This window comes from Aureibacter tunicatorum, from assembly GCF_036492635.1.
GTDB lineage: Bacteria > Bacteroidota > Bacteroidia > Cytophagales > Cyclobacteriaceae > Aureibacter > Aureibacter tunicatorum.
Map to the genome: position 1 here is coordinate 2,936,564 of NZ_AP025305.1, position 20,276 is coordinate 2,956,839.

Here is a 20,276-nt window from a genome sequence, read left to right on the forward strand (position 1 = left end):
TTTTTGAAGGCCAATCCCCTACTTTTAATTTCATTTTTTTCTAAAAAAACAATTAGTCAAAGAAATACCATCTGAAACCGATGTCTATACCCGTCTTAGGTCCAGTATAATATGGTGTTACAAAATATCCTTCTCCTTGACTTTGTAAAATATTTGTAGCCTTAATATAAGCAGTTAACGTACTAATGGTAAAACTTATATATGCATCCAATACAGGAAAATTTTCCACTAACTGATTATTCTGAAGAATAAACTGTTGTGTCGTCGGATCATAATCGTAAGCGTAATACTCAGAAGTATAATGCAAATCAAGACCTCCTTGAAAATTAATCTTTCCGCCAAAGATATTATTCGCAAAATAGAATCTAGTATTTGTGTACAAATCCGGAATTCTAAAAATATCTCGTGATCCGCCAGTAACAACAGAATAAATTATACTCGTCTCAAAATTAAGATATTTGAAAAATCTCAACTTCAGGTCAAAACCAGGTGAAATCATTTGGGCAGGGGCTCCGGATTGTTGCGGGTTCCCATTTTCATCCAAATAAACAAAATCAAATACGTTAGTAAACGTAAAATGTGGCTTCAACCTCAAATTATTATTCCACAACGATAATTTTATAGCACCTTTTATTTGGTCCGCTTGATTAGCTCTAAAATTATTGGACCACGAATGATGATTGGATAAATAATCTTCATATAGATAAGGCACAGCAAATTGCGTTCTATTGTAAGATACATCAAATAGCTTATGCGTATATTTACCATATAAAATATGGTCTCCAAATTGATTAAATTCAGCTTTCAACTCAACATTGCTCAAAGAGTCTAGATCAAGCCTCATATAACCTCCAAGATAGTTTTCGCCTCTGCTCTGCAAGCCTGAGATATATTTTGTCTCAAAGAAAGTGTCCCTACGCCTAAAATAAGCCAATACATACCAATTTTTCCAATTTCCTTTCAGTCCCACCTCATTTGAAACTGAATTGAATCTGGACAACTCATTAGTCATACGCTCATCAAAAATTGGAGGATATTTGTACTTTATAAAAAGGGAGTCAACCGTCCAATCATCATCAGAAAAAGTATTTGTCTGAGATAATATATCCGCTTCGTGATAAGCAGTAAAACCATTAGCCAGCTCATACTGATGATACAAGTGATAATTAAATCGCATATCCTGCGATTGAGCTTGAGTCAAATAAACAGGAGCTTGCTCATTCAAATAAAATAACGAATCCTCATTAATAATCCCTCCTTGCTCAAATACCTTGTGATCAAATCTCGTAAAATTGAACAAAGCTTTATACTTGTTATTCTGAGACGTATAATTCGTAAAAAACTGAAGTTGATAATTCAATACATTGAAATCATTTTTTCCAGCTCTATCAAGTATCTTGTCTATAGAATAATGCGTAAACTTTAAACCTACATTCCATCTTGGGTTTACATTTCTAGTAAAACCAACATCCAATATCGACCTTGTTTGGCTCCCCAACACTAAGTCTATGCTCGTTACTGGAGATTTTGTATCATAATACTTAATCGAATTATGATCATTGAAGTACAAGTCATAATTTTGAAAACCAGAGTTTTTGCCAATCTGATCCGGCATTACAAAATATATAGGCCTTACTGCTGTCCCTGGATTTCCTAAATTTTGAACTAAATAATCATTAGCTTCTCTTGTTCCCCACAATCTTACTCGTTGCAATGTTGTGTCTATGCTATACCAGCGTTTTTGATCAAACTTAACGTCCTTCAATGTTGTGTATTGAATTGTTGACGCATCATATACTAGCTTCGTGGAATCATCAAGAATACTTTGTCTATTGGACTTCTCTCTTTCTACATTTTGAGAGAAATTGTCTATATTCTGAGCCATTGCGCTGATAGAACAAAAAAAGCCAACAACTACTAATAATACCCAACCAAAAATATTTCTCACCTGTCGTGTTTATTTAACTCCTATTAAAATAATTCTCAATCTTATCATTTATCACCTTCTCAAATCCAACAGCATCGTTCAGTTCCGCTTCTATTGGAATATAAAACAAAGGAAGGCTTTTAGAACACTCTGCCAATTCCTTGCTCAAAAACTTCACATAATCTTTTTCCGTAGTGATCAATGAAAGATTTTCATGCTCATCAACAATTTTTTTCAAATCCGAAATATCAGCTTCAGTATAATTATGATGATCTTTAAAAGCCTTTTTGCCTTTAACATTTAAAAAGCTATCAATGTGACCATGAAAAGGCTCTGGCTTGGCAATTCCCGTAAATATAAAAACATTTTCAGACAATGTATTTCCTTCTTGAAAAGGTTTTGGGCTTCCATATTTTATTTTTGAGAAAAAAATATTCGCATTCTCATTATATTTTCGAATGCGTGTAATGTATTCCTCTTTATTTTCTATGAGCTCAGGACACTTGGTAACTATGATAATATCAGCACGGTCAGCGCCTTTTCTCGACTCTCTCAATCTCCCTGCGGGTAGGACATAATCATTAAAGAATGGCTTCGAGTATTCCGTCAACAATATGTTGACATCCGGTTGAACATATCTATGTTGATATGCGTCATCAAGCAATATAAGATTCGTTTCTTCATGAGCCATCAAAATCTCAGGTATCGCTCTAGCTCTTTCCTCCCCTACTGTCACCAACACATCTTCTCCGTATTTGCGAAAAAACTGGAACGGTTCATCTCCCAAAGTCTGGGCCGAATCATCCAAAGAAGCTATTCTAAATCCTCTTGTCATACGACCGTATCCTCTGCTTAGAGTCGCCGCAACGTATTTTTCAGACAACATCCGAATTAAATACTCCACCATTGGACTTTTACCTGTGCCACCGACAGACAAATTCCCTACATTTATTATAAATGGCTCAAACTTCAATGATCTTTTGGAACCAATATTGAATAAATGATTCCTAAAGTCCGTCGCCTGTTTATAAATTAAAGAAAACGGCATTAATAGCAACTGGCCTATTTTCATAGATAGACAAGACTTTTGTTTTGTTAAATTCTATTTTTTACAGTAATTCGTGGCTACAAAAGTGACCTAAATATGCCTAAAATAAAAGAAGTCATTCAATTTTTAGAAAATATCGCCCCGTTATCTTATCAGGAAAGCTATGATAACTCAGGGCTAATTGTTGGCAACCAAAACACAGAGATCACCGGTATCTTGGTAACTTTGGACACGACTGAAGAGGTGATTAAAGAAGCTATCGAAAAGAATTGCAATTTGATCGTATCACATCACCCGATCATCTTCAAAGGCCTAAAAAAAATCAACGGCAAGAACTATGTGGAACGCACAGTCATAGACGCTATCAAAAACGATATTGCCATCTACGCCATTCACACGAATTTGGACAATGTCTCCGAGGGCGTCAACAAAAAGCTTGCTGACAAGATCGGACTAAGCAACGTAAGGACTTTATCTCCAAAAACAGGCTTGCTAAAAAAACTTGAAGTGTTTTGTCCACCGGAAAAGATGGCGGATATCAAAAACGCGCTCCACAAAGCAGGTGCCGGAGAAATTGGGAATTACGAGCAAGCAAGTTTCATATCTAATGGCACAGGAACTTTTCTTCCCAAAGCAGAAGCGAATCCATATTCTGGCGAAAAAGGGGAACTATCAAATGTCGAAGAAAAAAAGCTCGAGTTGATTTTCCCTGCTTATCTGGAAGGACGAATATTATCCGCTATGCAAAGCGCTCATCCATATGAGGAAGTTGCTTACTTTGTTCATGACCTCGGAAATTCTTTTCAAACCGTAGGCTCAGGCATGATTGGAGAATTAACAGAAGCTCTTTCACCCATTGAGTTCTTAACCCTTTTGAAAAAAAATCTAAACCTTGAAGCATTACGATACACAGAGACTCATAAGAAACAAATCAAGCGCGTCGCCATATGCGGAGGAGCCGGCAGTTTTTTACTGAGAAACGCTCTTCACCAATCCGCAGACGCTTTTGTGACCGGAGATTTCAAATACCATGAATTTTTTGACGCTGAACAAAAACTTATCATAGCCGACATCGGTCATTATGAAAGTGAAGTTTATACAAAAGAATTAATTTGCGGGTTTTTGTCAAAAAAATTCATTAGCTTTACGGTCTATCATTCTGAAATTAATACAAATCCAGTTCGGTATATATAATATAAGATGGAAAATACTGTAGCACAAAAACTTGAAGCACTTGTAAAGCTTCAATCAATTGATACGCAACTTGACGAAATAAAAAAAATAAGAGGAGCGCTTCCTGAAGAAGTTAACGACTTAGAGGATGACATCGCCGGATTCGAAACAAGAATTCAAAAATACAACGATGAAATCCAAGCGCAAGAAACGCGTATCGATGAGCTTAAAGTTGCAAAAAAAGACGCTGAAAATCTTATAGTAAAATATAACGATCAGCAAATGAACGTTCGTAACAACAGGGAGTATGACGCGATCACTAAGGAAATAGAATTGCAAAATCTAGAAATCCAAGTGTGCGAAAAGCGTACTAAAGAAGCCAATGCGACTATCGAACGAATCAATTCTCAGATCGAAGAAACAAATCAACTTTTGAATGACAAGAAAGAAGATTTGGAAACTAAGCAAAACGAACTGGGCGTTATCATCTCTGAAAGCGAAGATGACGAAAACAAGCTTCTTAAAAGCAGAGACAAGGCTTATAAAATCGTTGACGAGAGATTAAGAACTGCTTACGATAGAATTCGTAAAAACGCGAGAAATGGCTTGGCAGTAGTTAATGTTGAAAGAAATGCTTGTGGCGGTTGCTTCAACATGGTTCCTCCTCAAAGACAATCTGATATTCGCGAGAAGAAGAAAATCATCGTTTGCGAACACTGCGGAAGAATCTTAGCAGATGTTGAAATCGAGCTTGTTCCTGAAGAGAAACCGAAAAGAACAAAAAGAACGACAACGAAGAAAAAATCATCATAATTCAAAAGCTAACTTATGTTAGCTTTTTTTTATCCTGCTAATGCCTTTACAACCTAACCCAATATGCTGAATACTTCCATTCCCTTGGAGCAACTAAATGCGCAAAGCAAAAACACCCTTATTGAACACCTCAACATACGCTATACCGAGATTACCGAGTCTTACATCAAAGGAACAATGCCAGTAAACCCAACAACGCACCAACCTTTGGGACTATTGCATGGTGGAGCTTCTGCGGCTTTGGCTGAGACTTTAGCCAGCGTTGGAGCAAATCTTACTATAAACCCTAAGACTCACTATTGCGTTGGACTTGAAATCAACGCTAATCACATTAAAAGTGTCAAAGATGGCATTGTAACCGGAATTGCGACACCCTTGCATATGGGTAGGACTACGCAAGTATGGGAGATTCGCATAAGCAATGAGGACAACAAGTTGCTTTGCATCAGCAGAATGACTGTGGCTGTTATGGCTAAAAAATAATTATTTTTGAGGAAGAAAGACAAGTGCAGAAAGCTATATATGGAAACTATACAGGAAACATCAATGGCTAATACCATCTTCGAAAAGATGGCTGTTATTTTTAATGCGGCAATTGAAGCAAAACTTCCAATTGCAATATGGAGAAGTCCTAATTCAAATACTTTCAATACTGTTATTCAAACAACTAAATCTGACAATATTTGGCTTAATAGTATCGAAGATGTAATGAAACAAGAGGGCTTCATATTTGCTCCATTCAACACTGATTCTCGCAAAATCATTTGTATATCATCTGAATTAGCTTACGAAATTACTGAAAGCACATGTACTCATAACGCCACATCAAGTGTTGCAAGAGAATTTCATAAAACATTGGATTTTTCCTCATTGAAAAATTCCATCAAATACCATTTCCCTAATAAAGGCCAAGAAAAGCATCATAGCACGTATAAAGAAACGTTTATTAATAATGTTAAAAATGGAATAAAAAACATAAATGAAGGAAGCTTAACTAAAATTGTACCCTCTAAGACGAAATCTATCCAGCTAAGGTCTGATTTTGATCCATTGAACACTTTCCATAATCTTTCTTCATCATATTCAAACGCATTCATTTCCCTAATATCGATACCAGAAATAGGCACTTGGATGGGAGCAACACCTGAAATACTTATACAGGTGAATCAAAACCACATTTTCAAAACCGTTGCCTTAGCGGGAACCCAACTCTATACTGGCCAAAAATTAGGCGATGTGAGTTGGAAACAAAAAGAAATTGAGGAACAAGCTTTAGTTAGCAGGTACATCATCAATCGTTTCAAAAAAATCAGACTAAGGGAATTTGACGAATACGGGCCAAAAACAATCAAAGCAGGCAATTTGCTTCATTTAAAAACATCTTTCGAAGTTGATATGAAAGAAACAGAAAGGCCCGATCTGCCCCAAAAAATGCTTGAACTGCTGCACCCTACTTCAGCCGTTTGCGGCATGCCAAGAGAAGAGGCCTTGAAATTTCTAAATAATAATGAAAAACACGATAGAAAATATTTTAGTGGATTTTTAGGCCCAATAAATGTGCAAGACAATAGTAGCCTATTTGTTAATCTTCGTTGCATGGAACTTCTTGAAGGCCAAGCCATTCTTTATGCAGGCGCTGGAGTAACAGAGGATTCTGATCCTGAGTCGGAATGGAACGAAACAGAACAAAAGTGCAATACTTTATTGAACTATCTTCAAACAAATTTAGACTAATCTAGTATAATTAAAAAATATTCAATTTTTCTATGCAACGCTTTCAACCTATAGGGTGTCTTTAGTTCGGAGTTAAATATTACGTTACTATGATTAAAAACATCGTTTATTTTCTTATTTTCCAAACTATTGCATGGGGTGTATTTTTCAATTCAGATATCATTGTCAAGAATCAAGACCAATCAATTGACACGAATCTAGCTGTACTCATGTCACATGAATTTCACACAAGCTCAACAGTGAAAGACTCAGTTATTCATTCCAATCTTTTTGGAAACTTATTTCTTAATATTGATTATTTGAATTAATCCTTGATTTTCACATAATAGTCTGAATCACTGCAAGTATCTTTATTTTAAGCCATAAATTCATCTTTTGATGATTATTTTTGCATATGGCTAATACTGAAGACACACCTAACAATATTCCAATACCCAATGCATTCTGCATTATGCCTTGGGTTCATTTTCACTCTACTTACCAAGGAACCGTTCAAGCATGTTGCAATGCAAATATCAAATTTGGCAACATTAACCAACAAAGCATCGATGAAATTTGGAACGGAGATGACATAAAGAACATTCGACAAAATTTCCTTGAAAACAAAAAAGACAATCGATGTTCTATATGCTATAATCAAGAGGAGTCGGGAAAAAAAAGCTTAAGGCAAATTTCCAATGAGAAATTCATTACTCTTAGCCAAGAAATTATTTCTCAGAACACAACACATTCTCCCAACCCCAAATACTACGACATTCGTTTCTCTAATCTATGCAATCTACGATGCAGAACTTGCTGGCACGGATACAGTTCTAAATGGCACTCAGATGCATTAGCACTAAAAAGCACAAAAGCGAAAAAAGCATTGATCCAAAACGTCTCCGATATTTCTGATTTCATTAATCAATTCGCCAAACATATTAATGCAATTGAAGAAATTTACTTCGCAGGTGGAGAGCCATTAATCATGCAAGAGCATTATGACATACTCAAACTTTTGCATGAAAAAAGGCTTTTCAACATTAGAATTCGCTACAATACCAATCTTACCAAACTTGAATTCAATAATCATTCTATCTTGAACTTATGGAAAGACTTCACAAATATTGAAATTGGGATAAGCATTGACAGTACCACAAATCAAAATAACTATATTAGAAAAGACTCTCGATTCGAAAGTCTTATCGAAAACATTAATCAAGTTAAAAATCATTGTTCCCACGCAAAACTCACCCTCACTCCAACCATCAGCATTTTCAATATACATCGCCTGACATCGCTTCATGACTATTTCATTAAGCACAAATTAATTTCTCCCAATGACGTCTATTTAAACTTGCTAGAACGGCCTTATCATTACAACATATGCCTACTTCCCAAACACCTCAAGCAAGAATACTCTTTAGAAATCAAATCTTACACCCAATCCCTATTTGACCTTCAAACAATAAATGAAAACACCTATAATGACTTTCTTTCCATATGCGAATACATGCATGGCAAGGATTTAAGCAATAAAATCCCCAAGTTAAAACTCGAGCTTGATAAGCTTGATCAAATAAGGAATGAATCATTTCAAGAAAAAATTCCCGAATTGGGAAAAATTTTTCAAAAAAATGCTTGGAAGTGAAACCTTTTATTCACAATATTTGTAAATACAAATATCAATAATACGAATAAACTTAACAAACATGAAAAAGGTACTTTACATTGCCCTAGCGTTGATCACTTTTGCTTTTACTAACGCATCCGCTCAAACAGTTGACTCAAAAAAAAGCTCTATCCAGTGGACTGGAGAAAAGGTTACTGGCAAGCACTGGGGGCATATCAACATCAAATCCGGAGATGTTGAAACTAAAAATGGCAAACTAGTGGGCGGACATTTTGTGATAAACATGAATTCTATCACTTGCGATGACATAGAAAACAAAGACTACAATCAAAAATTGGTAGGCCACTTGAAGAATGAAGATTTCTTTGATGTTGCTAAGTTCCCTGAAGCTAAGTTTGTAATCACCAAGGCTGTTGAGAAAAAGGGCAAAAATGGCAACAATTATGAAATCACAGGAGACTTGACAATCAAAGGCATTTCTCACTCGATCACTTTCCCGGCAAGAGTAGACATCAAAGGAAATTCTGCAACTGCTAATGCAAGTGTTGATATCGACAGAACGAAGTGGAATGTTAAATATGGTTCAGGATCTTTCTTCGACAACTTAGGAGACAGAACGATCTATGACGAATTCAACTTGAAAATCTCTTTGGCAACCAAAGAATAAGCTCAAAGCCTAAGAAAAACGCCAAACTTGCAACCAACTTAGCAGGTTTGGCGTTACTTTTTGTAAAAAACCGGATGCACCATTTAGATCCTAATATACTTTTTAATGGAGATCGTAAGATAAAACTTAGCGAATTTTCTCCGAATTATATAAATCATTATCACTCTGAAAAAGAAGCTTTATCCAAGCTTGCAAATGACATTGAGTCGCTTAAAGCCCTCCAGTACAAACTTTACGCTCAATCCAATTACTCTATACTTATCGTATTGCAAGCAATAGACGCAGCAGGAAAGGATAGTTTGATAAAACACGTTTTTAGCGGAATAAACCCTCAAGGGTGCAATGTACATAGCTTCAAAACACCAAACGATGAAGAGTTAAAACACAATTATCTCTGGAGGTACTATAAAGCATTACCCCCCAAAGGAATGATAGGGATTTTCAACCGCTCATATTATGAGGATGTCTTAATCAAAAAAGTTCATCCTGAATTAGTTCTCCACGAAAACCTCCCAAACATCAAATCCACCAAAGACATTGATGAAAAGTTTTGGAACGCGAGATACAAAGAGATCAAACGCTTGGAAAAAACTTTATTAAACACAGGAACAATTATCCTAAAATTCTTTCTTAACTTATCCCAAGAAGAACAAACTAAAAGATTCATATCAAGAATCGATGAAGAAAGAAAGAATTGGAAATTCTCCAACTCTGACATGACTGAAAGGCAATATTGGAATGACTACCAATTAGCATTTGAGAATATGCTGAACAAAACTGCTACAAAAGAAGCGCCATGGTACATCATACCTGCAGACAACAAATGGTTCACAAGAGTGGCAGTTGGGGATATCATTTCTTCAAAACTAAATGAACTGGACCTGCATACACCTGAAGTAAGCAAGGAAAAGAAAAAAGAGCTCAACAAAATTAAAAATATTCTAAAAAAAGAACTTTAAAATGGCATCTATCAAAGATTTAAAAAAAGTCAGCAAACATTTAACGAATGACATCATAATTGAGGCTATGTTTTACTATGAATTCAGCACGACTGAGGAAAAAAGAAAATCAGCAGAGGAAATCATGCGTGAAGCGGCTAGCTTGCAAAGGACTGTAGTGTCTCAAATCAACCACTTCAGAAAACAAAAAACAGAAAAGGCCAAACCATATTTTGATAAAACCTTCAAACTATTGGTCGATAGCTCTGACAAGTTAATAGAAAGACTCTATCAAGACAATTAATAAAAAGGCCAACCCATTTACAGGTTGGCCCAATATTTTAAAATTAAAGTTGAAAACTTAATCAGCTACACAGTCTCATCCAAAGTATTCACCGCCTCTACTGATTTTATCTCAGGCACAGCTTTTTTAACAGCTTCTTCCACCCCAGCCTTCAAAGTCATCGTAGACATCGGGCAAGAACCGCAAGCTCCAAGAAGCTCTACTTTTAAAACCATTTCTTCTGTAACCTCCACAACTCTAACATTGCCTCCATCAGCTTCCAAATATGGCCTGATGTTATCCAATGCTTTTTCAACTTTTTCTAAAAGCTCTTCCATTTAAGTATTATAAATTAATGAGTTGAAAATTCTACCTTTTTCGTCGCCTCCACATTAGCATTTCTAATAGCAACTTGTCTAGCTACTTCTTCGCCTAATGCTCTAAACGCATTTGCTGTGACATCATCTTTCAAAACCGCAGGATAACCATTGTCTCCAGACTCTCTAATATTCTGAACCAAAGGAATTTGACCTAAAAACGGCACTTCATGATTTTCAGCCAATTGCTGGCCACCATCTTTCCCGAAAATATAATATTTATTGTCAGGAAGCTCTTCAGGTGTAAAATAAGCCATATTTTCGACAATTCCGAGAATTGGCACATTGATTTGCGGTTGCTTGAACATACCTACTCCTTTTCTAGCATCCATCAAAGCGACTTTCTGAGGAGTTGTAACAATCACAGCACCTGTTACTGGAACAGTCTGAACCAAACCTAAGTGGATATCGCCTGTGCCCGGAGGAAGGTCAATCAATAAATAATCAAGCTCGCCCCATTCTGTATCAGTAATAAACTGCTTCAAAGCCGAGTTTGCCATTGGACCTCTCCAAATCACCGCATTGTCCGGACCTCCTGTCAAAAAACCAATAGACATAATCTTAACGCCATATTGCTCCACAGGTATGATTATGCTCTTATCTCCCTCCTTCTTAACTTCAGGATATTCCATCTCACAATTGAACATTGTTGGCATAGATGGCCCATAAATATCAGCGTCGATCAAACCAACTTTCGCGCCACCTTTAGCCAACGCTACGGCTAAGTTCGCGCTTACTGTAGATTTACCCACACCGCCTTTACCTGAAGCGATAGCAATAATATTCTTCACATCAGGCAATACAGGAGAATTATCCCTTATCGATGTCACATTGGAAGTCATAAATGGCTCAACAACCAAATCAGGATTTCCAACCTCTTCTCGAACAGCTTCAATACAATCATTTTTGATTTTTTCCTTCAAAGGACATGCAGGCGTGGTCAATACGACGCTAAAGCTTACTTTTTCGTCAGACACCTCAATTTTTTCAATCATGCCCAAAGTAACTAAATCTTTGTGTAGATCTGGGTCTTGAACCTTAGACAGCGCTTTAAGCACTATTTCTTTGCTAATATTCATAAGTAATATTTATTCGAAGCTAATTACAGAGTATACATTGTTATGTATTAAAGCACATATAATTCCAGCTAATGTATAAACGAAATCAAATTTAACTTATTTTTCCAAAAATGACAATTACACACATCTTACAAAATGAAAAAACCCCGCATCCGCGGGGCTTTGAAAAACTATAGATGCCATACATGAAAATTCATTCATAGCATCATTAAAAAAATGAAACAAAACAACACTATTTATTATTTAACGACGAATTTAATTACTGATCTTTCATTCTTTTTCGTCTCAATAATTTGCAATAAATAAATCCCTGAAGGCAGCTCCGACACATCAAGCTTGTATTTGTTATCTCTAACCATTCCTTCTTGCTGAATCACCAATTGCTGATCAATGCTCATCACGCTGATTTTCAATATTGACGCGTTCGGATAATCTATAATCAACTGATCATCCGCAGGTTGCGGGTAAATTTTCAAATCAACTACCTTATCAATAGATGTCAATCTAGAACCGCAATTCTCAGGAGCTACAACAATTGACTCCAAACCAAAATTAACTGTTGGATCTTCTTTCAAATATGCGTAGACTCCCAGCTCGTCACCAGCAATACCGATAAACTTGACTTTTAACGTTTGTGGACTTGACATCAAAGTAAATGTTTGATCATTAACAACCACTTCTTTGCCAGCTAAACCTTCAAAGGCAACATCGATATCTTGATAGAATTTTCTATATCCATCAGCACAATCCGTTTTATCGCCTAAGGTAATGGACTTGATCAAAGGCTTATCCTCTTCTTCAACCTCGCAAGGAATAGGAGCTTGATACGCTTCTTCCTCCTCATAAACACAAGACGGCTTTTCACTAAAGTAAGCTTGCAATTGATGCGTTCTTCCATCAGCAAATAGTCCTTCCAAATGAATCCTCTGAGAATTTTGACGATAATCATACTCAAAACTTACTCCTTCTACTACCAAATAACCATATTCAGGCGCATTGTCATATTCCACAATAGCAACAATCGCATGCTCTTTAGTATTAGGATCACAAGCATCTACCTCAACAACATCAATACCCATAATAGCGCAGTCAGAGTTTGTACACTCTGGAGCCCTGAACAGATTATTTTCATTGAATAAGCAATTCTCTTTCTCCGAGAAATAAGCATCTATTGAAACAAATTTCCCATCCGATTTCAGATTTTTTAATTCAACTATTTGGGGACTGGATTCAATAGAATACGACTGTCCATTCACCACTAAACTTCCAGTGTTTGGCGCATTTTCATAGTACACAAGCACCTTTTGATCAAATGATTCATTCAAACCATCGCAATTGGCTATCGGCTCTACCACTTCTACAGCATAAATCTCACACGCATCACATGATTCCGGACTATTAAAAGCGTCTAATACTTCATACTGGCAATTACCATCTGAAAACTCAACACTTAAATCAACAGAACCTCCGTCAGCAACCAACTCTTCAAGTACAACAATCTGCGGACTCTCTAACACAGAAAAACGTTGTCCATTGATCACTAATTCTCCTGTATTGGATTTATGCTCATAATGAACTTGCAATACTTGCGAATATGTATTAGACCCTGCCATGCAAGATGTTTGTTCTTTAATCTCAACGTTCAGGATTTCACAAGCTGGCATTTCGCATTCAGGAGCAATCAACAATGATTCATTATTGTAAGCACATTCAGGAATTCCATCCATGCGAACTTCAACAGCCAAAGGTTCTCCATCAGCATTTAAGTTCTCCAATAAAATTGACTGAGGACTTCCTGTCGCTTGGTAAACATCTCCATTAACAATCAAATAACCGTCATTAGGAGCATGTTTGTAATGAACAAATATTTCTTGCGCAAACAACCCATCTTTGCATGTTCCTAATTCTTCAAATGTAACATCTGTAATTTGACAGTTTAGACATGCCTCAGGAGAATTTATCAAACCATCAACTTCATACTCGCATTCGCTTCCATAGAACTTGGCTTTTACATCCAGTGAATTCCCATTAGACTCTAATTCGTCCAATATCACTCGAGCAGGACTTTCTTCAACGACAAATTCTTGATCATTAACTAACAACACTCCATGCGAAGGTGCATTTTCAAACTCAATAATCAATTCTTGCTTAAATGTATTTGTCTCAGAATTACATGCTTCTTGCTCGCCTAAACTAATGGAAGTAATCTCACAAGGCGGACATGGTTCTGGAGATTCTAAGAATTCCTCTCGTGTAAATATGCATTGTTCATTGTCTTTGACATAAACAGTCAAGTCTTTGGAAATGCCATTGGCTTCAAGATTTTCCAAAACCACTTTCTGTGGACTCGTCTGCAATTCAAATTCCTCTCCATTTACAACAAGAATATCCGTGTCACCTACATTCTCAAACTCAACATATATTGTTTGACTATATTTATTGGTTAGCGGGTCACAAGTACTTTGATCACCTAACACCACACTAGAAATTAAACAGTCTTCACAGGATTCCGGAGCTCTGAACAATTTAGTTTTCATAATTGAGCATTCTTCATTTTCCGAGAAGTAAGCAATTACGTCAACATCTTTGCCGTCAGCTTTCAATTGATTAATCTCTATATCCATTGGGCTTGCAGTCACCTCAAGCTCCTTATGAAATTCCGCTCCTGAAATTATCAATACCCCTGCATTATCAGCATTTTCATGTGCAACTCTTAAAGTAGCAGAATACTCGTCATTAGCACCATTGCATTCACCTACTTCAATAACTTCCAATGAACTTATTTCACAAATCAAGCAAGATTCAGGTGCAACATAAGCATCTTCCAATAGATAAGAGCACGCTTGATTCTCCGAAAATTCAACTTCAATATCATGAGCCAATCCATCAGAATCAAGACCTTCCAACATAACCACCTGAGGGCTCTTGGAAATTTCAAAACTTTGACCATTTACAACCAACTCCCCTGTCTCTGGCGCATGGTCGTAACTTACAGATACATAAAGATTAAATTGATTTGTCAATGGATTGCATGCTGTGTTTTCCACTACATTCACCTCATTAATGATACAAGGCTCGCAATTACCCGGTGCTTTATACGCTTCTTCAATAATCAATGAACATGCTTCACTATTATCAAAATCGATATTCAAATCATGATATTTCCCATCAGCATCCAAACCTGTCAATTCCACAATCATTGGACTTTCCTCCAACTCGAACAATTGGTCATTGACCTTTAATTTTGCCCCATCAGGCGCATGTTCATAAGCAATTTTCACAGATACTCCATAACCATTTGACATTGGAGAACACTCGCCCACCTCAATTACAGTAGCTTCCAAAATATTGCATTTTGAGCATTCTGCTGGAGCTTGTATCAATTCACTTGCTTCATAAACACAATTTGGAGATGCCGTAAACATCGCATCAATATCCAATGGTTGTCCATTTGCCTCCAAGCCATTTAACTGAACAAGTTGAGGACTTTCTTCAATTTCGAATTCCTGTCCATTCACAAACAAGCTACCGTGACTAGGAGCATTCTCAAATGAAACTTCAACCATGGCTTCAAAAGTATTTGTTTCTGGATCACAAGACCCTTGTTCCACCAATTTTATATCATTGATCATACATGGAGCACAAGTACTTGGAGACTCAAAAGCTTCCTCTAAATTAAATTCGCAATCATCTTTTTCAGAAAAATAAACATTCAAGTCAACTGAAGCTCCATTTGTTTCCAAAGCTTCCAAAATGACTTTTTGAGGACTTCCGGTTATCTCAAATTCTTGTTCATTGACAACCAAAACACCAGAGTTTGGCGCAAATTCGTAAACAACATACACTTCTTGAGAATAAGTACTAGTCAATGGGTCGCATATGCCCTGTTCTCCAATTTCCACTTGTGAAATTTCGCAAATGCCACAATCAACTGGCGCGACATATGCGCTTTCAACCAATTTTACACATTCCTCATTTTCACTAAACCTTGCGATCAAATCCACAGGGTTTCCATCCGAATTCAACCCACTCAAAACTATCTTCTGAGGGCTTTCTCCTATTTCAAACTCTTGCTCGTTGACGATTAATTTGCCTCCAGCAGGGTGTTTATCAAAATGGATAAATACTTCCTGATCATATGTACCTGTTTCTGGATCGCATTCACCAACTCCTGTAATTGTAATATCGAAAATATCACATGGTTCGCAGTTTTCAGGTGCTATAAACAGAGATTCTTTAAAATATTTACAATCTGTACCATCAATTTTCAAATCCACATGCACAGCTTGTCCATCCGAGTTCAAATCACTTAGCGTTATTTCTTGAGGGCTTGATTCGATCACAAACTCTTGGTCATTTACAATCATTATACTTCCTGCCTCTACACCCTCGTATTCTACAAGTAGCTTTTGAGTATAAGTATTTGTTGTCGGATCACAAATCGATTGTTCAACAGCTTCCACAGAAATTATTTCACAATCATGACAAGGTTCTGGGGCTTTTATAAAACCTTCAGCTTCAAACACGCATTCTTCAGCTTCAGAAAACAATACGCTGATGTCTTTTAGTTCCCCATCTGAAGGCAAGCCTTTTAGAGTTACTATTTGCGGACTTGTCTCAATAAAATGCTTTTCGCCATTTACAATCAAATAACCTTCAGTAGGAGCATTATCATACTCTACTATAATATCCTGAGAAAATGTATTGGTAAAAGGATCACAAGAAGATTGATCACCTAATTCAACTGTTTCAATCACACAGGAAACGCAAGGATTTGGCGACCTGAAGAAAATTTCTCGCTCTATAATACACTCAGTATTTTCTGAAAAGAAAACAGATATCCCCATCGTCTGACCGGTTGCTTCCACCCCTTCAATTTCAATTCTTTGAGGGCTTCCTGTCACCTCCACCTCTTCATCTATTCCTTTACCTAGTACCTTAATAAAGCTATTTTTAGGTGGTTGAACATACTCAAAATCAAAAGCAAAGCTATATGTATTGTTTTCCGGATTACATTCGCTTAGCTCAACCATTTCGATATTATTAGCTTCGCAAGGACGACAAGACTCTGGCGCGCTGAACAATCCTTGTTCAAAAAATGTACAAGGTCCGTCAGTTCCATCTTCAACAAATCTAACATTCACATCCACAGGCTCTCCATCCGCATCCAAATCATCCAACCTAACTGTCATAGGAGAAAAGAAGACATCGAACAACTTTCCATTCACCTCAATTTGTCCTGTCTTCGGAGGATGAATATACTCAATCTGCAAATCTTGAGAATATTTGTTTGTGATTGGATTACACTCTGTTTGATTTACAGCTGTTACACTCAATATTTCACAAGGCTCGCAACCTTCAGGTGAAATAAACAACTCTTCAAAAATAGCCATGCATTCATCATCGCCTTCAAAAGAAACTGTCACTTCATGTTGCAACAAATCCGCAGGCAATTCTAAAATCAACTCTTGTTCAGATGTAAATTCATTATTGGTCGATCTAACTACTGGGAATCTAAAAATGCCCGGCACATCTGACACCTCAACCAATATATCACCATCTTCAGGCGCTTTCTTATGGTTAAGAACTAATTTCCTTTTATAAGTATTTGTAGCAGGCACGCATTCAGACACTATACCTCCATCCGTTAGCGACAAAATTTCGCAAGGCTCGCAATTTTCAGGTGCTTGGCCAATTTCCACAAACCTTCTGCACTCTTCATCATTCTCGAAATATGCTTCAAATGGAATCGACATTCCATCAGCCACTAAACCTGTTATTCTTAATTTTTGAGGGCTTTCAGTAATATCAAACCTCTGGCCATTGACAATAAGCTTGCCCGACTCAGGCGGTTTTTGATAGTCCACGATTATATCCGCATAAAACCTGTTGGTTAAAGGATCACAAGCGCTCACTTCTCCTTCTTCATCCAATGCAATATCCCATACACGACAAGCCAAACATGTCTCAGGTGCAACAAATAACTCATCTGCAACCCAAGCACAACCAGGCTTTTCTTCAAAATAAACTTCAATGTCTACCGGCAAACCATCGGAATTCAAATTTTCCAATGTAACAACCATTGGACTCGGAGTCACATCAAATTTTTGATCATTAACCACCAACTTGCCAGTGATCACTTCCTCGTCAGTATAAGTAATCGTCAGTTCTTTAGAATAAATATTATTATCAGGATTGCATTCCTCAAAAGGTGTGATTTCCTCCTCTACAGTCACTGACACTATCTCGCAAGTAGAACATCTTTCAGGAGCTTGAAAAACGTCTTCAAATGTTGAGTTGCAAAACAATACATCTTTCGTAAAATAAGCGTTCACATCCACTAACGCTCCCGTAGCAGGAAGATTAACCAATGTCACAACTTGAGGACTTCCAGTAATATCGAATTCTTGCTTATTCACTACAAGCTTGCCTTCAGTTGGATTGTCTGTATAATGAACTCTAACTTCTTGTGTATAAAAATTTGTTTGCTCCACACAAGCTGTTTGACTACCAGCGACAGACTCTATTTTTGTAATCGCGCATGGCAAACCTGATGATGTGACTTTCACCAAGTAATCTTCAGCCTCGCCACTATTGTAACCTTCACAAGGACCGTTAATCAAACTATTGGAAGAGACTACTCTCAAAACCATTTCACCTTCTATGGCTGGTCTAGGCACTGTGAATGTCCCTGTTGAAGTTGTCGCATTATCCAAGATCTTCTCATTGTCCTCAAAAGTTCCATTTTGATTCCCATCAATCCAGATTGTAGAATAAGTAAGCCTCTCGTCTTTCAAAATCTCATAGTCGTAATCTAAGTCTATTCCCAAATAAGCAAGCTCAACACTACTCTTAAAATTTTGATAATTATAATTGGTGCTGTTGTCTCTTCTATAACTTTGACATCCAGAGTTCAAATTCTCCAATACCTCGTTTTTATTATCATTTCTGGCAATTGTGAAACCTCTGATTTTTCCACCGTCGCAATTTTCCGAAAAATGAGGCAAACATTTATCAACGACTTCGACTTCAACCACATCCGAGTAAATCGATCCATTCCCGTTTGAAGGCTTGACTCTATAATAATATGTCTTTCCTTTTTCAGCTGTCATATCGGTATACTGCTCCACATTAGGACCTACACCGCCTCCGCCTAAGCACAAAAATCCATCATCAGGAGACTCTGAACGTTCAATTAGATAACCTGTTTCATTTACAAAAGGATTTCCTTCTATATCAGTACCGGTTCCATCCGCAACATCTTGCCACTTAATTTGAACAACGCCATTAATAGCAAGACCTCCAATATTTTGAGGCACTGGAACATTATCAAATGGATCACTAAAGCTATAAGATCTGTGTGACTTTCTTACCAATAAAAAATCCTCCATTGCACGATATTGTTCCGCTGAGAACCTATCCTGACAACCAGAATAATAACTCATAATATTTCTTATAGGAGGCTCATACAAAACTCCATGCCGATCTCTGCTATTTCCAGTATAAGTACAAGTTTGTCTATTCCAGTTAGGATTTCTAAAATTAGCTCCTGGATCAGCATTTGTATCGCAAAATCCATCCCCTGCCACATCGCAATTGGCTTGGCTTCCCGTTCTTGCTACATTTTCAGCTGTAAAAGCATTCGGATTATACGACCAGTCCATACCAGCCTTCCCTGTGCCCTCAAATGTGTGAGCCAAACCGAAAAAGTGTCCGACCTCATGAATCATGGTGGTACCAACAGCTACTCCACAGTTCCTCATCAAGATACGAGTGGAACCAACTGCGTCAAATGGCATATAAGCATATCCCATGGTTCCCGAACAGCCATTCCCGCCAAATAAAGTACCAACAAAGTATACATTGACAGCGTCTCGCACATCATTGTTATTTGCAAGCCCCGGCTCTTCGCCTTGATCAAAATTATAATATTGAGTTCTATCGATATAATTCGGCTCGCCAGTAATATAAAACTCCATAAAAGAGCCTTTATAATACTTGTTAAGCCAGGCAACCATCGAATTAACATCCGCCATAGGAAGACCTCCCGTACCATCATCACGCCTTACAATATGAGGCTTAATAGGTATGTAAGTCATTTCTCCCACATCTATGGCAACACGACTAGACCTGAGTCTCTCAAGCTGTTCAAGAAGTTCTTGTTTTTGCTCATGAGTATGATCTGGAGCTCCACACTTCCATTCATCATATTGAGCATGAGATTTTACGAATATTAAAAAAAATAATATCAGTAAAGTGTATTTTTTCATCATAATGTTAAAGTCTAATTGTACTCTATTACTATACTTTTAGATTTTACATTACACCCTTTCATAAATATAATAAATATTATGCTGTAAATAAACTTTTAACGCATTTTTTTAATAAAAACTATCTTTATTGAATATTTATAAAAACATTGAATTAACAAATAGATAAAATAATACATTTACATATATTAAATATTATCTAAATATTTTCAGAAATCTCAATAAAAACGACAAATTAAAATCAAGTTATAGAATTATTAATGTTTTGGATAAAATAACACCTCAATATATCAGTAGACACTTTCATATAACTATCTTATATTCAATAAATACATTATGCCCTCCACAAACATTT

General features: G+C 36.8%; 13 protein-coding genes. 8 read left to right on the plus strand and 5 right to left on the minus strand.

Translation table 11 applies throughout. The annotated features are described in order from the left end of the window. Positions 1–52: 52 nt before the first annotated feature. The gene (locus AABK36_RS12500; protein WP_309938598.1) at positions 53–1,948 is read right to left on the minus strand and encodes a putative porin; all 1,896 of its coding nucleotides are present in this window, start codon (positions 1,946–1,948) and stop codon (positions 53–55) included. Between the two features lie 13 nt (positions 1,949–1,961). Beyond that, a complete protein-coding gene (gene lpxK / locus AABK36_RS12505) occupies positions 1,962–2,999 on the minus strand; it encodes a tetraacyldisaccharide 4'-kinase (RefSeq protein WP_309938597.1) in 1,038 nt (345 codons plus the stop codon). A gap of 72 nt (positions 3,000–3,071) precedes the next feature. Here lpxK and AABK36_RS12510 point away from each other — a divergent pair, with 72 nt between their 5' ends. The 8 genes from AABK36_RS12510 to AABK36_RS12545 all read left to right on the plus strand — a co-directional run bounded on the left by AABK36_RS12510 (position 3,072) and on the right by AABK36_RS12545 (position 10,216). Further along, positions 3,072–4,169: a Nif3-like dinuclear metal center hexameric protein gene (locus tag AABK36_RS12510; RefSeq protein WP_309938595.1), complete on the plus strand. Its 1,098-nt coding sequence runs from the start codon at positions 3,072–3,074 to the stop codon at positions 4,167–4,169. A gap of 6 nt (positions 4,170–4,175) precedes the next feature. Continuing rightward, on the plus strand, positions 4,176–4,961 hold the full coding sequence (locus tag AABK36_RS12515) for a zinc ribbon domain-containing protein (RefSeq protein ID WP_309938592.1): 786 nt from the start codon (positions 4,176–4,178) through the stop codon (positions 4,959–4,961). Between the two features lie 63 nt (positions 4,962–5,024). Next, positions 5,025–5,444 (plus strand): hotdog fold thioesterase, encoded by a 420-nt coding sequence (locus AABK36_RS12520; protein ID WP_309938590.1) that lies wholly within the window; start codon positions 5,025–5,027, stop codon positions 5,442–5,444. Positions 5,445–5,483: 39 nt separating this feature from the next. After that, on the plus strand, positions 5,484–6,695 hold the full coding sequence (locus AABK36_RS12525) for a chorismate-binding protein (protein WP_309938589.1): 1,212 nt from the start codon (positions 5,484–5,486) through the stop codon (positions 6,693–6,695). 394 nt (positions 6,696–7,089) lie between these two features. After that, entirely contained in the window at positions 7,090–8,325 is a 1,236-nt protein-coding gene (locus tag AABK36_RS12530) for a twitch domain-containing radical SAM protein (RefSeq protein WP_309938586.1), read from the plus strand. A 61-nt stretch (positions 8,326–8,386) separates the two neighbouring features. Beyond that, entirely contained in the window at positions 8,387–8,974 is a 588-nt protein-coding gene (locus AABK36_RS12535; protein WP_309938585.1) for a YceI family protein, read from the plus strand. Positions 8,975–9,048: 74 nt separating this feature from the next. Then, positions 9,049–9,933, plus strand: a complete 885-nt coding sequence (locus AABK36_RS12540) for a PPK2 family polyphosphate kinase (RefSeq protein WP_309938584.1) — start codon at positions 9,049–9,051, stop codon at positions 9,931–9,933. Position 9,934: 1 nt separating this feature from the next. After that, positions 9,935–10,216, plus strand: a complete 282-nt coding sequence (locus AABK36_RS12545) for a hypothetical protein (protein ID WP_309938582.1) — start codon at positions 9,935–9,937, stop codon at positions 10,214–10,216. A 65-nt stretch (positions 10,217–10,281) separates the two neighbouring features. On the opposite strand, the gene AABK36_RS12550 is transcribed toward AABK36_RS12545, so the two are convergent. The 3 genes from AABK36_RS12550 to AABK36_RS12560 all read right to left on the minus strand — a co-directional run bounded on the left by AABK36_RS12550 (position 10,282) and on the right by AABK36_RS12560 (position 19,924). Next, positions 10,282–10,533, minus strand: coding sequence for a NifU family protein (locus AABK36_RS12550; protein WP_309938580.1), 252 nt, complete (start codon positions 10,531–10,533; stop codon positions 10,282–10,284). Positions 10,534–10,547: 14 nt separating this feature from the next. After that, positions 10,548–11,651 carry an Mrp/NBP35 family ATP-binding protein gene (locus tag AABK36_RS12555; protein ID WP_309938578.1) on the minus strand — a complete coding sequence of 368 codons (1,104 nt, stop codon included), beginning with the start codon at positions 11,649–11,651 and terminating at the stop codon, positions 10,548–10,550. A 239-nt stretch (positions 11,652–11,890) separates the two neighbouring features. After that, on the minus strand, positions 11,891–19,924 hold the full coding sequence (locus AABK36_RS12560; RefSeq protein WP_309938577.1) for a zinc-dependent metalloprotease: 8,034 nt from the start codon (positions 19,922–19,924) through the stop codon (positions 11,891–11,893). Positions 19,925–20,276 lie beyond the last annotated feature (352 nt).

What these genes read in the sequence shown, in the direction of transcription:
- AABK36_RS12515 (WP_309938592.1), top strand. Translation starts at nt 4,176, where the DNA reads ATGGAAAATACTGTAGCACAAAAACTTGAAGCACTTGTAAAGCTTCAA.
- AABK36_RS12550 (WP_309938580.1), bottom strand. Translation starts at nt 10,533, where the DNA reads ATGGAAGAGCTTTTAGAAAAAGTTGAAAAAGCATTGGATAACATCAGG.
- AABK36_RS12535 (WP_309938585.1), top strand. Translation starts at nt 8,387, where the DNA reads ATGAAAAAGGTACTTTACATTGCCCTAGCGTTGATCACTTTTGCTTTT.
- AABK36_RS12545 (WP_309938582.1), top strand. Translation starts at nt 9,935, where the DNA reads ATGGCATCTATCAAAGATTTAAAAAAAGTCAGCAAACATTTAACGAAT.
- AABK36_RS12560 (WP_309938577.1), bottom strand. Translation starts at nt 19,924, where the DNA reads ATGATGAAAAAATACACTTTACTGATATTATTTTTTTTAATATTCGTA.
- AABK36_RS12540 (WP_309938584.1), top strand. Translation starts at nt 9,049, where the DNA reads ATGCACCATTTAGATCCTAATATACTTTTTAATGGAGATCGTAAGATA.
- lpxK (WP_309938597.1), bottom strand. Translation starts at nt 2,999, where the DNA reads ATGAAAATAGGCCAGTTGCTATTAATGCCGTTTTCTTTAATTTATAAA.
- AABK36_RS12530 (WP_309938586.1), top strand. Translation starts at nt 7,090, where the DNA reads ATGGCTAATACTGAAGACACACCTAACAATATTCCAATACCCAATGCA.
- AABK36_RS12520 (WP_309938590.1), top strand. Translation starts at nt 5,025, where the DNA reads ATGCTGAATACTTCCATTCCCTTGGAGCAACTAAATGCGCAAAGCAAA.
- AABK36_RS12525 (WP_309938589.1), top strand. Translation starts at nt 5,484, where the DNA reads ATGGAAACTATACAGGAAACATCAATGGCTAATACCATCTTCGAAAAG.
- AABK36_RS12555 (WP_309938578.1), bottom strand. Translation starts at nt 11,651, where the DNA reads ATGAATATTAGCAAAGAAATAGTGCTTAAAGCGCTGTCTAAGGTTCAA.
- AABK36_RS12510 (WP_309938595.1), top strand. Translation starts at nt 3,072, where the DNA reads ATGCCTAAAATAAAAGAAGTCATTCAATTTTTAGAAAATATCGCCCCG.